Annotated in this window: 13 protein-coding genes; 1 reads left to right on the forward strand and 12 read right to left on the reverse strand. The window is 67.9% G+C overall.

Going from position 1 to position 13,835, the window contains the following annotated elements; genetic code table 11:
- The first annotated feature begins 72 nt into the window (after nt 1-72).
- A complete protein-coding gene (locus WDLP6_RS23340; RefSeq protein ID WP_162594265.1) occupies nt 73-1,197 on the forward strand; it encodes an ABC transporter substrate-binding protein in 1,125 nt (374 codons plus the stop codon).
- Between the two features lie 117 nt (nt 1,198-1,314).
- Here the strand turns inward: WDLP6_RS23340 and WDLP6_RS23345 are convergent, their stop codons facing one another.
- From WDLP6_RS23345 to WDLP6_RS23400, 12 genes are all read right to left on the reverse strand, one after another.
- Entirely contained in the window at nt 1,315-3,009 is a 1,695-nt protein-coding gene (locus WDLP6_RS23345; protein ID WP_162594266.1) for an MFS transporter, read from the reverse strand.
- Between the two features lie 148 nt (nt 3,010-3,157).
- A complete protein-coding gene (locus tag WDLP6_RS23350; RefSeq protein WP_162594267.1) occupies nt 3,158-3,802 on the reverse strand; it encodes a 2-hydroxychromene-2-carboxylate isomerase in 645 nt (214 codons plus the stop codon).
- A complete protein-coding gene (locus WDLP6_RS23355) occupies nt 3,799-4,008 on the reverse strand; it encodes a DUF1289 domain-containing protein (protein WP_162595226.1) in 210 nt (69 codons plus the stop codon). Before WDLP6_RS23355 ends, WDLP6_RS23350 begins: the two co-directional genes overlap by 4 nt.
- Before the next feature lie 47 nt (nt 4,009-4,055).
- Nucleotides 4,056-4,544 (reverse strand): YbaK/EbsC family protein, encoded by a 489-nt coding sequence (locus WDLP6_RS23360; RefSeq protein ID WP_162569481.1) that lies wholly within the window; start codon nt 4,542-4,544, stop codon nt 4,056-4,058.
- A gap of 4 nt (nt 4,545-4,548) precedes the next feature.
- On the reverse strand, nt 4,549-5,469 hold the full coding sequence (locus WDLP6_RS23365; RefSeq protein ID WP_162594268.1) for a hydroxymethylglutaryl-CoA lyase: 921 nt from the start codon (nt 5,467-5,469) through the stop codon (nt 4,549-4,551).
- Nucleotides 5,470-5,497: 28 nt separating this feature from the next.
- Nucleotides 5,498-6,427: a 2-hydroxyacid dehydrogenase gene (locus WDLP6_RS23370; RefSeq protein WP_162595227.1), complete on the reverse strand. Its 930-nt coding sequence runs from the start codon at nt 6,425-6,427 to the stop codon at nt 5,498-5,500.
- Nucleotides 6,428-6,506: 79 nt separating this feature from the next.
- The gene (locus tag WDLP6_RS23375) at nt 6,507-8,501 is read right to left on the reverse strand and encodes an acetyl-CoA carboxylase biotin carboxylase subunit (RefSeq protein WP_162594269.1); all 1,995 of its coding nucleotides are present in this window, start codon (nt 8,499-8,501) and stop codon (nt 6,507-6,509) included.
- Complete coding sequence (locus WDLP6_RS23380; protein ID WP_162594270.1) at nt 8,494-9,165, reverse strand: DUF4126 domain-containing protein; 672 nt, start codon at nt 9,163-9,165, stop codon at nt 8,494-8,496. The genes WDLP6_RS23375 and WDLP6_RS23380 overlap by 8 nt, the downstream gene beginning before the upstream one ends.
- 12 nt (nt 9,166-9,177) lie before the next feature.
- A complete protein-coding gene (locus WDLP6_RS23385; protein WP_162594271.1) occupies nt 9,178-9,972 on the reverse strand; it encodes an enoyl-CoA hydratase/isomerase family protein in 795 nt (264 codons plus the stop codon).
- Nucleotides 9,969-10,481, reverse strand: coding sequence for a DinB family protein (locus tag WDLP6_RS23390; RefSeq protein WP_162594272.1), 513 nt, complete (start codon nt 10,479-10,481; stop codon nt 9,969-9,971). Before WDLP6_RS23390 ends, WDLP6_RS23385 begins: the two co-directional genes overlap by 4 nt.
- A 10-nt stretch (nt 10,482-10,491) precedes the next feature.
- On the reverse strand, nt 10,492-12,105 hold the full coding sequence (locus WDLP6_RS23395) for a carboxyl transferase domain-containing protein (RefSeq protein WP_162594273.1): 1,614 nt from the start codon (nt 12,103-12,105) through the stop codon (nt 10,492-10,494).
- The gene (locus WDLP6_RS23400; protein WP_162594274.1) at nt 12,102-13,805 is read right to left on the reverse strand and encodes an AMP-binding protein; all 1,704 of its coding nucleotides are present in this window, start codon (nt 13,803-13,805) and stop codon (nt 12,102-12,104) included. Before WDLP6_RS23400 ends, WDLP6_RS23395 begins: the two co-directional genes overlap by 4 nt.
- Nucleotides 13,806-13,835: the final 30 nt, after the last annotated feature.

A 13,835-nucleotide genomic window follows, 5' to 3' on the forward strand; every position in this document is an offset into this window, starting at 1 on the left:
GTTTCCACCGATGGCAACACGTATCGCGGCAGACACAAATAGACGCGTTTGCTGTCACATCCCGGAATTCAAATGAAAAAACATACCCGAACATGGGGGATCCGCGCCTGCGCGGCCCTCCTGCTGGCCCTCGCCACCCTGAGCACATCAGCCCAGATCCTCATCGGCCAGACGGCCGGCATGACCGGCCCCACCGCCGCTCCCTTGAACGAAGCCAACAGCGGCGCCCAGCTGGTCATCGACGCGGCGAACGCCAAGGGCGGCATCAACGGCGAAAAGATCGAGATGGTCCGCATCGACGATGCCTTCGACGCCCGGCGCGCCGGCGAGAACGCGCGCGTGCTGATCGAGGACAAGAAGGTGGTCGCGCTGTTCCTGAGCCGCGGCACGCCGAACACCCAGGCCATGATCCCCTGGCTCGACAAGTATGGCGTGGCGCTGATCGGGCCATCGACCGGCGCCATGGTGCTGTACAAGCCGCTGCAGAAACACGTGTTCAACGTGCGCGCGACCTACCAGAGCGAAGCCGAGAAAGCGGTCCAGCACCTGGTCACCATCGGCCTGACGCGGATCGTCGTGGTGCACGCGGCCGACTCCTTCGGCAAGGATGCGCTCGCGGGCGCCATGACGGGCTTCGACAAGGCCAGGCAGAAGCCGGCCGCGGTCGTGGCGGCGGACCGCGAGAAACCCGACTACGCGAGCATCGTGCCGAAGATCACCGGCGCCGACGCCCAGGCGGTGTTGTGGTTCGGCGCCAGCCAGGTGGTGGCCGACGGCGTCAAGGCCTTGCGCGCCGCGGGCTCGGCGGCGCAGGTCGTCACGCTGTCCAACAATGCCTCGTCGGGTTTCATCAAGCAGCTGGGCGATGCGAGCAGCGGCGTGATCGTGACCCAGGTGTTCCCCAACGAGCACCTGATCGGCCAGCCGATGGTCCACGAAGCCCTCGCGCTCGCGCAGGCCAAGGGCCAGACCGAGCTGTCACCGGCCGTGCTCGAGGGCTTCGCCGCGGCCAAGGTGCTGGTCGAAGCGCTGCGCCGTGCCGGCCCGAAGCCGACACGCGCCAAGGTGCTCGCTGCGCTCGAGACCATGCACGACTACGACCTCGGCGGACTGGAGGTGCACTATTCGCCCCAGAGCCACGCCGGCATCGATTTCGCCGACCTCTCCATCATCAGCCAAGGCAAATTCAAGAGATAGGCTCGCCCCCAGTCTTCGCGCACTTCGTGTCGCTTCGCCAACCCCCTACCGGGGGCAACACCAGCGGCCCGGCGGAGCCGGCTCCGCGGTGTTTCTGGTACTAGGGTCGACGCGAAGTCAGTCGTTGGCGTAGATGTCTACGTCCTTGGTTTCGCGGATGAAAAGGGTGCCCACGACGAGTGTCACTGCCGCAATGATGATCGGATACCAGAGCCCGTTGTACATGTTCCCGGTGGTCGCCACGATCGCGAAGGCGGTGGTGGGCAGCAGGCCGCCGAACCAGCCGTTGCCGATGTGGTACGGCAGGCTCATGGAGGTGTAGCGGATGCGCGTGGGGAACAACTCGACCAGCATCGCCGCGATCGGGCCATAGACCATCGTCACCAGCAGCACCAGCCAGAACAGCATCAGCACCGACATGAACTTGTTCATCTTCGCGGGGTCGGCCTTGCTCGGATAGCCGGCCGCCTTCAGGTCGTCGCCCACGCCCTTCTTGAAGGCGGCGATGTCCTTGGCCGAAGCCTCGTCGAACTTGAGGTTGACCACGTTGCCGACCGGCGCCTCGACCGTCTTGTCGCCGATCTTGACCACGGCCTTGGAGCCCGGCGCGCCGTCAATGTTGTTGTAGCTCACCGAGTTCTGCACCAGGTAGCGCTTGGCGATGTCGCACGAGCTCTTGAAGTCGATCTCGCGCGCCACCGGGTTGCCCTGGAAGGAGCAGGACTTGGGATCGGCCGTCACCGTCACGCCGGCCGTGGCCTGGGCCTTGGCGAGGTCGGGATTGGCGGCCTCGGTCAGCATCTTGAAGACCGGAAAGTAGGTCACCACCGCCAGCAGGCAGCCGGCCATGATGATCGGCTTGCGGCCGATCTTGTCCGACAGCGTGCCGAAGATCACGAAGAAGGGCGTGCCGAGCGCGAGCGCCGCGGCGATCATCAGGTTGGCCGTGGTCGCATCGACCTTGAGCTGCGCCGTGAGGAAGAACAGCGCATAGAACTGGCCCGTGTACCAGACCACGGCCTGCCCGGCTGTGAGGCCGACCAGCGCCAGGATCACGATCTTGAGGTTCTTCCATTGGCCGAAGGACTCGGACAGCGGCGCCTTCGAGGTCTTGCCCTCGGCCTTCATCTTCTGGAAGGCCGGCGACTCGGACAGCGACAGCCGGATCCACACCGAGATGGCGAGCAGGAAGATCGACACCAGGAACGGAATGCGCCAGGCCCAGTCGTTGAACGCCGCCTCGCCGACGCCTTCGCGCACCCCCAGAATCACCAGCAGGCTCAGGAACAGGCCGAGCGTGGCGGTGGTCTGGATCCACGAGGTGTAGGCGCCGCGCTTGCCGAAGGGCGAGTGCTCGGCCACGTAGGTGGCGGCACCGCCGTACTCGCCGCCGAGCGCCAGGCCCTGCAGCATGCGCAGCGCGATCAGGATCACGGGCGCCGCGACGCCAATGGTCCCGTAGCTGGGCAACAGGCCGACGATGAAGGTCGACAGGCCCATGATCAGGATGGTCACCAGAAAGGTGTACTTGCGCCCGATCATGTCGCCCAGCCGGCCGAACACGATGGCGCCGAAGGGCCGCACCAGGAAGCCGGCCGCGAAGGCCAGCAGCGCGAAGATGAAGGCCGCTCCCGCATCCAGGCCGCTGAAGAACTGCTTGGCGATGATCCCCGCCAGCGAGCCGTAGAGATAGAAGTCGTACCACTCGAACACGGTGCCGAGGGAGGAGGCGAAGATGACCTTCTTCTCCTCCCGGCTCATGGGCCGGGGCGCGCTCGTGGGCGCTCCGCGCGAATCCAGTGTGGCTGCCATTGCGTCGTCTCCTCAGAAGTGTCGGCCCACGGAAAGGGACCGTGACGCATTCTTGAGGCGGCGACTGACCCGATCCTTTCGCCAAACTGAATCGGCGCTGACAACTTAGGGTGAAACCCGGAGGGTCTGTTTCAGCTGGCAGAAAAACTCAGGTTTTGCTGCTGCGCAGCAGTGCCGGCCGCTGGTCGACGGCGGTCCATTGCGGACCTGCGAACCACGCGTCGTCCGCGAGCCGCGCGCGCAGCATGCCGAGGCCGTCGAAGCCCCAGAACAGGTCGCCGTCGACCTCGTACGCCGGCACGCCGAACACGCCTTGTGCGATGGCCGCGTCGGTGTTGGCGCGCAACTGGGCCTTGACCTCTTCGCCATTGGCATCGCGCACCTGCGGCAGCCTGGCTGCGAGCGCCGCGAGCCGGGCCGCATCGCCGGCCTCGGCGCCGCCGCGCCAGATCTCGCGAAAGATCGTCTCCGCGACCCAGCGGCTGATCGTCCCGTCCGGCGTCGTCGCCAGCGCGAGGCGCAGGTGCGGCAGCGGGTTGTAGGGATGCGAGGCCGGCATCTCGATCGGGATGCCGTGCGCATGGCCCAGCCACAGCACGTGGCGATAGGTCCAGGTCCGCTTCGCCGGAATCTCGGCCGGCCCGAGCTGGCCGTGGTGCTTGAGCAGCGCGCCGAGCAGCAGCGGCTTGTAGCTCACGCTGTAGCTCAGGCCCTCGAGCGCGTCCGGAAGATGCTCGAACGCGAGCAAGGCGTAAGGCGAGATGAAGTCGAGATGGAAGGTGATGTGCTTCATGGCGATGCGTCCTGATCGTCGAGTGTCAGCAGATCGGCCTCGGCGCGCAGCTCGATGGCGCGCCAGACCCTGCGCTTGGTCGCATCGTCCATGCGGCTCCAGCCGGCGATCTCGTCGATGGTGCGCAGGCAGCCGGTGCAAAAACCGCTGGGCCGGTGCATGCGGCAGATCGAGATGCACGGCGACGGCAGATCGTTCGGCAGCATCCGCGCGACGGCCGCGCGCGACGCGAGTTCGGGCGTGAGGCCGGTGCTCACACCACGTCCGCGACCGGCGCGCCGGTCAGGCCTTCGAGATCGTGTGGGGAGAGCCGCACCACCGCATGCGGATGGCCGGCCGCGGCCCAGACATCCTCGAAGCGGAACAGCTCGCGGTCGATCAGCATGACCGGCGCCAGCGCATGCGCGAAGGGCGAGACGCCGCCGATCGAAAAGCCGGTCGTGCGCTTGACGAATTCGGCATCGGCGCGGCCCAGCTTGCCGACCAGCGCCTCAACCTTCTTCTCGTCGACGCGCCGGTCGCCCGAAGTCACGACCAGCACCGCCACGTCGTCGGCCTTGCGGCGGAACACGATGCTCTTGGCGATCTGGCCGAGTTCGATGCCGAGCGCATCGGCCGCCTGCTGTGCGGTGCGCGCGGCGTCGTCGAGCATCTGCGGCGCATGGGGATGGCCCTTGTCCTGCAGCAGGCGCGCGACGCGCTGCACGCCGTCGGGCAGCGAGGTCAATTCGGCACCGCACATCGTCTCAGCCCTCGCGCTTCGTGCGCAACGCCTTCGACGCCCGCGAGTTCGGTTCGCGGCCCAGCGCTTCGCTGATGTACACGCCCGCGTCGATCAACCGGTCCAGGTCGATGCCGGTCTCGATGCCCATCCCGTGCAGCATGTAGACCACGTCCTCGGTGGCCACATTGCCGGTCGCGCCTTTCGCGTACGGGCAGCCGCCGAGCCCGGCCGCCGAGGTGTCGAACTGCCACACGCCCATCGCCAGGCTCGCGAGCGTGTTGCCCAGCGCCTGGCCGTAGGTGTCGTGGTAGTGGCCCGAGATGTCGTCGATGCCGAAGTGCTTCAAGGTCGCTTCCAGCGCACGCTGCACCTTGACCGGGGTGCCTACGCCGATGGTGTCGGCCATGCCCACGTGCTGCACACCGATGTCTTTCATGAGGCCGGCCAGCATGTCGACGCGCGCGGGCGCGACTTCGCCTTCGTAGGGACAGCCCACGGCGCAGGACATCGCGCCGCGCACGTAGATGCCCTGGTCGCGCGCGGCCGCCACCACCGGCCGGAAGCGCTCGATGCTTTCGGCGATCGAGCAGTTGATGTTGCGCTGGCTGAAGGCCTCGCTGGCGGCGGCGAACACCACGATCTCGTCGGGCCATTCCTCGCGCGGCGCGGCGATGGCGGCCTCGAAGCCTTTCATGTTGGGCGTCAGCACCGAGTAGCGCACGCCGGTCTTGCGGTGGATGCCGTGCATGACCTCGGCGTTGTCGGCCATCTGCGGCACCCACTTGGGCGAGACGAAGCTCGTCACCTCGATCTCGCGCACCCCCGCATCTTGCAGCCGGTGCACGAGGCCGATCTTGATCTCGGCCGACACCGGCTGCTTCTCGTTCTGCAAGCCATCGCGTGGGCCCACGTCGACGATCTTGACTTTGGAGGGATATTTCATGACCAGCCTTCCAGATTCCTGTGCGAGTTCAGTATCCACGGTTGTGGTCGACCACACCGCCGATGGGTTCACCGCGCTCCAGTGCGCGGATCTTGCCGGCGATCTGCGCGATGCTCGTCTCGCGCTCGGTGCGCGCCGAACCATGCGGCGTCACTGTGATTTTCGGATGGCGCCAGAACGCGTGCGCCGGCGGCAGCGGCTCGACCTCGAACACGTCGAGCGTCGCACCCGCCAGCTGCCCGCTGTCGAGCAGCGGCACCAGATCGGCTTCCGCCAGATGGCCGCCGCGCGCCACGTTGACAAGATAGCCGCCCGGCTGCCCGCCGTGGAGCAAGGAAAGATTGCGCCGGTTCAGGATGCCGCGCGTCGCCTCGGTCAGCGGCAGCAGGTTCACCAGCACGCGGCTGGCGCCGAGAAAGGCATCGAAACCGTCGTCGCCAACGAAGCCCCGCACGCCATCGATCGCCTTGCCCGAGCGGCTCCAGCCATTGACCGGAAAATCGAACTGTGCAACCGCGCGCGCCACCCGCTCGCCGAGCACGCCCAGGCCCATCACGCCGACCGCGAAATCTCCGCGCTCGCGCGGCTTGCGATAGCTCCAGCGGCCTTCGCGCGCGTCGGCCTCGTAGACGTCGAACTCGCGGAAATGGCGGATCAGCGCGTGGCACACATACTCGGCCATCTGCACCGCCATGCCACCATCTTCGAGACGCACCAGCTGCGTCCGCGGCGGCAGCCGGAGCCGCGTCAGCGCATCCACGCCCGCGCCGATGTTGAACAGCCCGCGCAACTGCGGCTGCTCGTCGAGCAACTGCTGCGGCGGCATCCAGACCACCGCGTGGTCGACCGGCGGCGCGCCCGGCGTCCAGGCCCGCACGTCGGCACCGGGCAGTGCACGGCGCAGGCCGTCGACCCAGGGTTCCGGCTTGAGTTCGGACAAGCAGACGGCAATGCGCAGATGAGGGTAGGAGATCCCGTCGGCAGAAGACGGCACAGGCGGCACGGAAGAGGTCGATGAAATCGTCATGCCCCCGAGCTTAAGCGGCGATGCGCAGCAACTCCGCGCCCTCGGTCACCTGGTCGCCCGGCGCGTAGAGCAGTTCTTCCACGGTGCCGTCGGCCGGTGCCGCGATGGTGTGTTCCATCTTCATCGCTTCCATCACGGCCAGCGGCTGGCCGCGGCGGACCTTGTCGCCGGCCTTGACCGCGAAGGACACCACCTTGCCTGGCATCGGCGCGGTGAGGCGCCCGCCTTCGGCCTGCGTCTCGCCCGCATGGGCGAGGCGATCGATGGCGACGATCTTCGTCGCGCCCTCGGCCGCGAACACATGCGCCGTCGCCTGTTCCTGGTAGACGCTCAGCGTGCGGCGCTGCCCGTTGAACTGCACCTCGATGTCGCCCGAAGGGAAGCGGCCGATCACCAGCGGCCCGGACACGCCGCCCACCTGCAGCGCCAGCGTGCCGTCGTGCAGGTAGCTCAGCATGGCGGCCTGCGTTTCGCCGCGGAACTCGAATTCGAACGGGCGCAGCGCGACGCCGTGCGACTGCCAGCCGTCGCGCCGGCTGAAGGGATCGGCCGAGGCGCTCGACCCCTCGCCGAGCAGCGTGTGCGCCACCGAGGCCGCGGCCGCGAGCGGCAGGCCGAGCGGCTCCTGGTCGAACAGCACCGCGCGCTCGCGCTCGATCAGCGCGGTGTCGAGCTTCGCATGAGCAAAGGAATCGGTGCGCAGCACGCCGCGCAGGAACTGCACGTTGGTCGCGACGCCGACGATGTGCGTCTGCGCCAGTGCGAGATCGAGCCGCGCCAGCGCCTCCTCGCGGGTCGCGCCGTGCACGATCAGCTTGGCGATCATCGAGTCGTAGAAGGGCGAGATCACGCCGCCCTCGCGCACGCCGTCGTCGATGCGCACGCGGCTGCGCTGGAAGGCCGTGGCCTGCGGCTTGCGGTAGACGCGCAGGGTGCCGGTGGCGGGCAGGAAGTTCTTGTCGGGGTTCTCGGCGCAGATGCGCGCCTCGATCGCATGGCCGTGGATCTGCAGCTGGTCCTGCGTGAGCGGCAGGGGCTCGCCCGAGGCCACGCGCAATTGCCACTCGACGAGATCGAGGCCGGTGATGGCCTCGGTGACCGGATGCTCGACCTGCAGGCGCGTGTTCATCTCCATGAAGAAGAAGTTCATCTCGCCGCCTTCGCGCTGCTCGACGATGAACTCCACCGTGCCCGCGCCGACGTAGTTCACCGCGCGCGCCGCGGCGACGGCGGCCTCGCCCATCCGCTTGCGCATCGCCTCGGTCATGCCCGGCGCCGGCGCTTCTTCCAGCACTTTCTGGTGGCGCCGCTGCACCGAGCAGTCGCGCTCGAACAGGTAGACGCAGTGGCCCTGCGTGTCGCCGAAGACCTGGATCTCGATATGGCGCGGACGCTGCACATACTTCTCGATCAGCACCGCGTCGTCGCCGAAGCTGTTGATCGCCTCGCGCTGGCACGAAGCCAGCGCGGCCGCGAAGTCGGCCGACTTCTCGACCACGCGCATGCCCTTGCCGCCGCCGCCGGCACTGGCCTTGATCAGCACCGGGTAGCCGATGCGGTCGGCTTCGCGCTGCAGCAGCGCCGGGTCCTGGTCGCTGCCGTGGTAGCCGGGCACCAGCGGCACGCCGGCCTTCTCCATCAGTTGCTTGGACTCGGCCTTCAGCCCCATGGCCTTGATGGCGGAAGGCGGCGGGCCGATGAAGACCAGGCCCGCCTCGGCGCAGGCGCGCGCGAACTCCTCGTTCTCGCTCAGAAAGCCGTAGCCCGGGTGCACCGCCTGCGCGCCTGTGGCCTTGGCGGCTTCGAGGATCTTGTCCCAGCGCAGGTAGCTGTCCTTGGGCGCGCTGCCGCCAAGGTGGACGGCTTCGTCGCAGGCCCGCACGTGGTTGGCATAGGCGTCGGCGTCGGAATACACGGCCACCGTGCGGATGGCCATGCGCCGGGCCGTGGCAGCCACGCGGCAGGCAATCTCCCCGCGATTCGCAATCAGGATCTTGTCAAACATTCGATGAGTCCCCAGGGGTGTTCTTCTTGAATTGGAATGCCGGCACGACGCCGGGATCGGGCCGCCCGCTGAAGATGCGCGCGACGCGGCTGAACAGCGAGCGGAGGAAACGCCAGCTCTTTCGGATCAGCCACACGCTGAGCGCCAGCACGGCGATGAAGAGCACGCCGAAGACCAGCGGATGCGCGACCGCGAGCCACAGCCCGGCCGGCACCATGCCGTCCTCCACCAGCGAGGCGCCGACGTTGCTGAAGGGCTCGGGCGAGGTGTTGATGGCCGCGCGCGTGGTGGCCTTGGCCGCATGCGCCGTGGCCGCGAAACCGCCGCCGAGCAGCGCGGCCACCAGCGCCATCACCGCGTGGTCGGTGCCGAACACGCTGGCTGCGAGCGCCGCGCCGGCCGGAATGCGGATCGCGGTGTGCACCATGTCCCACAGCGAATCGAGGCCCGGGATCTTGTCGGCGAAGAACTCGACGAAGACCATGAAGCCGCTCGCCGCGATCACCACCGGATGCGCCAGCAGCTGCAGGCCGTGCGGCAGCGGCACCCAGCCGAAGTAGCCGGCCAGGCCGGTCAGCAGCACGACCAGGTAGAGCCGCACGCCGCTGGCCCAGCCGACGGCGGCGGCCAGTGCGAGGAGTTGCGGTGTGTCGAGCGTGTCCATGCGCGTCCAGGCTCAGCGCACCAGCCAGGAGGGTTTGCGCTTTTGCAGAAAGGCTTGCACGCCTTCTCTGCCCTCGTCGCTGGCACGGATGTCGGCGATGCCCTGCACCGTCTTCGCGATCAGCGCATCGTCGATCTCGGCACCCGCCACGTCGGCGATCAGCCGCTTGCAGGCCTGCACCGCGGCCGGACTCGCGCCCGTGAAGGCCTTGACGAGTTCGGCCACCTTGGCATCGAGTGCATCGGCCGCGACCACCTCGTGCACGAAGCCGATGCGATGCGCCTCGGCCGCGCTGAAGCGCTCCGCGGTCAGGAACCAGCGCTGCGCCGCGCGCGTGCCCATCGCGCGCAGCACGTAGGGGCTGATGGTCGCGGGAACCAGGCCGATCTTGACTTCGCTCAGGCAGTACCACGCCGTGTCGGCGCTCACCGCGATGTCGCAGGCGGCAACGAGGCCCATGCCGCCGGCATAGACGTCGCCCTGCACGCGCGCGATCACGGGCTTCGGGCATTCATGGATCGCGCGCAGCATGGCCGCGAGCGCGCCCGCGTCGGCGAGGTTTTCCTCATGCGTGAAGTCGGCCGCGCGGCGCATCCAGTGGAGGTTGGCGCCGGCGCAGAAGGCCGGGCCGTTGGCGCCGAGCACGATGACCCGCACGTCTGCCGAGGCGCTCGCTTCGGCGAAGGCCTCGCCGAGTTCGCGGATGACGACCTCATCGAAGGCATTGCGCGATTCCGGCCGGTCGAGCCAGATGCGCGCGACGGCGCCCTCGATCGCGAGTTGAAGCGTGGTGAAGGAAGTGCTCATGAAGAACGCGCCTCTTGTTGCAGCAGATAGACCCAGTCGAGTACCGGCCCGGGCTGGACCATCGCGGTCAGCGCAGCCGTCAGCTGGCCGCGGTGATGGGTCGCGTGGTTGAACACATGGCCGAGCGCGGGCGCGAACGGGATGCGGACCTCGTCGCCGTTGTTGCGCGTGTAGGCCAGCTCGCCGTCGAAGCGCTCGGGCGGCAGCGTCGAAAGCCAGGGGCTCCAGCGCGTGACGGCCGTGGCGAGGGCGTTGCACACGTCGGCGCGCTGCGCATGCAGCACGGTGTCGAGCGGCATGCGCAGCGACTTGCCTTCGGCGAAACGCGCGAACCAGATGGTGTCGGTCACCAGCAGGTGATTCACCGTGTTGTGCACCGAATGAAAGAAGAGCCCGCAGTCGCGATGCCAGTCCTCGTCGGACAGGCCGCTCAGGTTCGACGCGATCAGCTTCTGCGTTGCCCACACGTGGTAGCGGCCCAGGCTGGCGAAGTAGTTGGCGAGCGACATGGCGGCCACCTCACATCCGGAAGATGCCGAACTTCGGCTCGGGGATCGGCGCGTTGCGCGCGGCGGCCAGGCCGAGCGCGAGCACGCGGCGCGTGTCGGCCGGATCGATAATGCCGTCGTCCCACAGCCGCGCGGTGGCGTAGTAGGGGTGGCCCTGGGCCTCGTACTGCTGGCGGATCGGCGACTTGAAGGCTTCTTCTTCTTCGGCGCTCCATTGCCCGCCCTTGCCTTCGATGCCGTCGCGCTTGACGGTGGCCAGCACGCTCGCGGCCTGCTCGCCGCCCATCACGCTGATGCGCGCGTTCGGCCACATCCAGAGGAAGCGCGGCGAGTAGGCGCGGCCGCACATGCCGTAATTGCCGGCGCCGAAGCTGCCGCCGATGATGATGGTGAACTTGGGCACGTTGGCGGTGGCCACGGCCGTCACCATCTTGGCGCCGTGGCGCGCGATGCCTTCGTTCTCGTACTTGCGCCCGACCATGAAGCCGGTGATGTTCTGCAGGAACACGAGCGCAATTTTGCGCTGGCAGCACAGCTCGATGAAGTGCGCGCCCTTCTGGGCCGATTCGGAAAACAGGATGCCGTTGTTGGCGACGATGCCGACCGGCATGCCCTCGATCTCGGCGAAGCCGCAGACCAGCGTGCTGCCGAAGCGCGCCTTGAACTCGTGGAACTCGCTGGCATCGACGATGCGGGCGATGATCTCGCGCACGTCGAAGGGCTTGCGCGTGTCGGTCGGGATCACGCCGTAGAGCTCCTCGGCGGCGAAGGCCGGCGTGCGCACAAGGGGGGTCGCGGGCGCCGCGGGCGCGCCTTCGTGGGCGTTGAGGTGGGCGATGGCCGAGCGCGCGAGCGCCAGCGCGTGCAGGTCGTTCTGCGCCAGGTGATCGGCCACGCCCGAAAGCCGCGTATGGACGTCGCCACCGCCGAGGTCCTCGGCCGTGACGACCTCGCCGGTGGCCGCCTTCACCAGCGGCGGGCCGCCGAGAAAGATGGTGCCCTGGTTCTTGACGATGATCGACTCGTCGCTCATCGCCGGCACGTAGGCGCCGCCGGCCGTGCACGAGCCCATGACCACGGCGATCTGCGCGATGCCCTGCGCGCTCATCTGCGCCTGGTTGTAGAAGATGCGGCCGAAGTGATCCCGATCGGGAAAGACCTCGTCCTGGTTCGGCAGGTTGGCGCCGCCCGAGTCCACGAGGTAGATGCAGGGCAGGCGGTTCTGCTCGGCGATCTCCTGCGCGCGCAGATGCTTCTTGACCGTCATCGGGTAGTAGGTGCCGCCCTTCACCGTCGCGTCGTTGCAGACGATCATGCAGTCGACGCCGCTGACGCGGCCGATGCCGACGATCAGGCCCGCGCCGGGTGCGGCACCGTGGTACATCGCGTGGGCCGCGAGCGGAGCGACCTCGAGAAAGGGCGTGCCGGGGTCGAGCAGCTGCGCCACGCGATCGCGCGGCAGCAGTTTGCCGCGTGCGGTGTGCTTGCTGCGCGCGGCCTCGCCGCCGCCGGCCTCGACCTTGGCGAACTGCGCATGCAGGTCATCGACCAGCGCACGCATGGCCGTCGCGTTGGCCTGGAACTCCGCGGAGCGGGCGTTGAGTTTGGTTTCCAGTCGGGTCATGCAGTCTTTTCTTCACCAAGAGCGAGCTTGCTTTTCATCGCATCGCGGATCTTGAACTTCTGGATCTTGCCGGTGACGGTCATCGGGAATTCGCTGACGAACTCGATGTACTTCGGCACCTTGTAGTGCGCGATCTGCCCCTTGCAGAAGTCGCGCACTTCGTCGGCGGTCGGGGTCTGGCCGGGCTTGGCGATGATCCAGGCGCACAGCTCTTCGCCGTACTTGCGGTCAGGCAGGCCGACCACCTGGACGTCCTGCACCTTCGGATGGCGATAGAGGAACTCCTCGATCTCGCGCGGGTAGATGTTCTCGCCGCCGCGGATCACGAGGTCCTTGATGCGGCCGACGATGTTGACGTAGCCCTCGGCGTCCATGGTGGCGAGGTCGCCGGTGTGCATCCAGCCCTCGGCGTCGATGGCCTCGCGGGTCTTCTCCTCGTCGCCCCAGTAGCCGTGCATCACCGAGTAGCCGCGCGTACAGAGCTCGCCCGAGACGCCCGGCGCGACGATCGCGCGCGTCTCCGGGTCGATGATCTTCACCTCGAGGTGCGGCTGCACGGTGCCCACGGTCGAGACACGCCGGTCGAGCGGCGTGTCGGTCGAACTCTGGCAGCTGACCGGGCTGGTCTCGGTCATGCCGTAGGCGATGGTGATCTCGCCGAGGTGCATCTGGTCGACGACGCGCTTCATGACCTCGATCGGGCACGGCGAGCCGGCCATGATGCCGGTGCGCAGGCTGCCGAAGTCGAACTCCTTGAAGCGCGGATGATCGAGCTCGGCGATGAACATGGTCGGCACGCCGTGCAGGCCGGTGCACTTCTCGGCCTGCACGGTCTGCATCACGGTGAGCGGATCGAAACCGTCGTTCGGGTAGACGATGGTCGCGCCGTGCGTCAGGCAGGCCAGGTTGCCGAGCACCATGCCGAAGCAGTGGTAGAGCGGCACCGGAATGCAGAGCCGGTCGTCCGGCCCGAGCTTCATGCATTCGCCGATGAAGAAGCCGTTGTTGAGGATGTTGCGGTGCGTGAGCGTGGCGCCCTTGGGGAAGCCGGTGGTGCCGCTGGTGAACTGGATGTTGATCGGGTCGGTGGCCTTCAGCGTCTTCGCGATCGCGGCGATGCGCGGATCGTCGGCGCGGCCCGTCTCGCGCAGCGCCGAGAAGCGCAGCAGGCCCGGCAGTTCCTCGCCCTCGCCGGCCTTGTCAATCCAGGCCACGGTGCGCAGATGCGGCAGGCGCGCGGCATGCAGTTCGCCGGGCTTCGCGCTCGCCAGTTCGGGGGCGAGTTCGCGCAGCATGCCGACGTAGTCGCTGGTCTTGAAGCTCTTCATCGTGACCAGCGCCTTGCACGCGACCTTGTTGAGCGCGTACTCGAGCTCCGAGGTGCGGTAGGCCGGGTTGATGTTGACCAGGATGATGCCGACCTTGGCGGTGGCGATCTGCATCAGCACCCAGGGCGCGTTGTTGTGCGACCAGATGCCGACCCGGTCGCCCGCCACGAGGCCCAGGCCGAGCAGCGCGCTGGCCAGCCGGTCGGCTTCGCGCCGCAGCGCGAGATAGCTGTAGCGCTGGCCCTCGTGCACGCTGACCAGCGCCTCGTGCTCGCCCTGGCGCGCCGCCATGTTGTCGAAGAAAACGCCGAGGGTCTGTTCGATCAGCGGGACGTCGGTGGCGCCCTGGGCGATGCTTTGGGTGAGGTGCATGTTTGTCTCCTTGATCCGGTCAAGCCCGCT

The sequence above is a fragment of the Variovorax sp. PBL-E5 genome (assembly GCF_901827185.1).
Lineage (GTDB): Bacteria > Pseudomonadota > Gammaproteobacteria > Burkholderiales > Burkholderiaceae_C > Variovorax.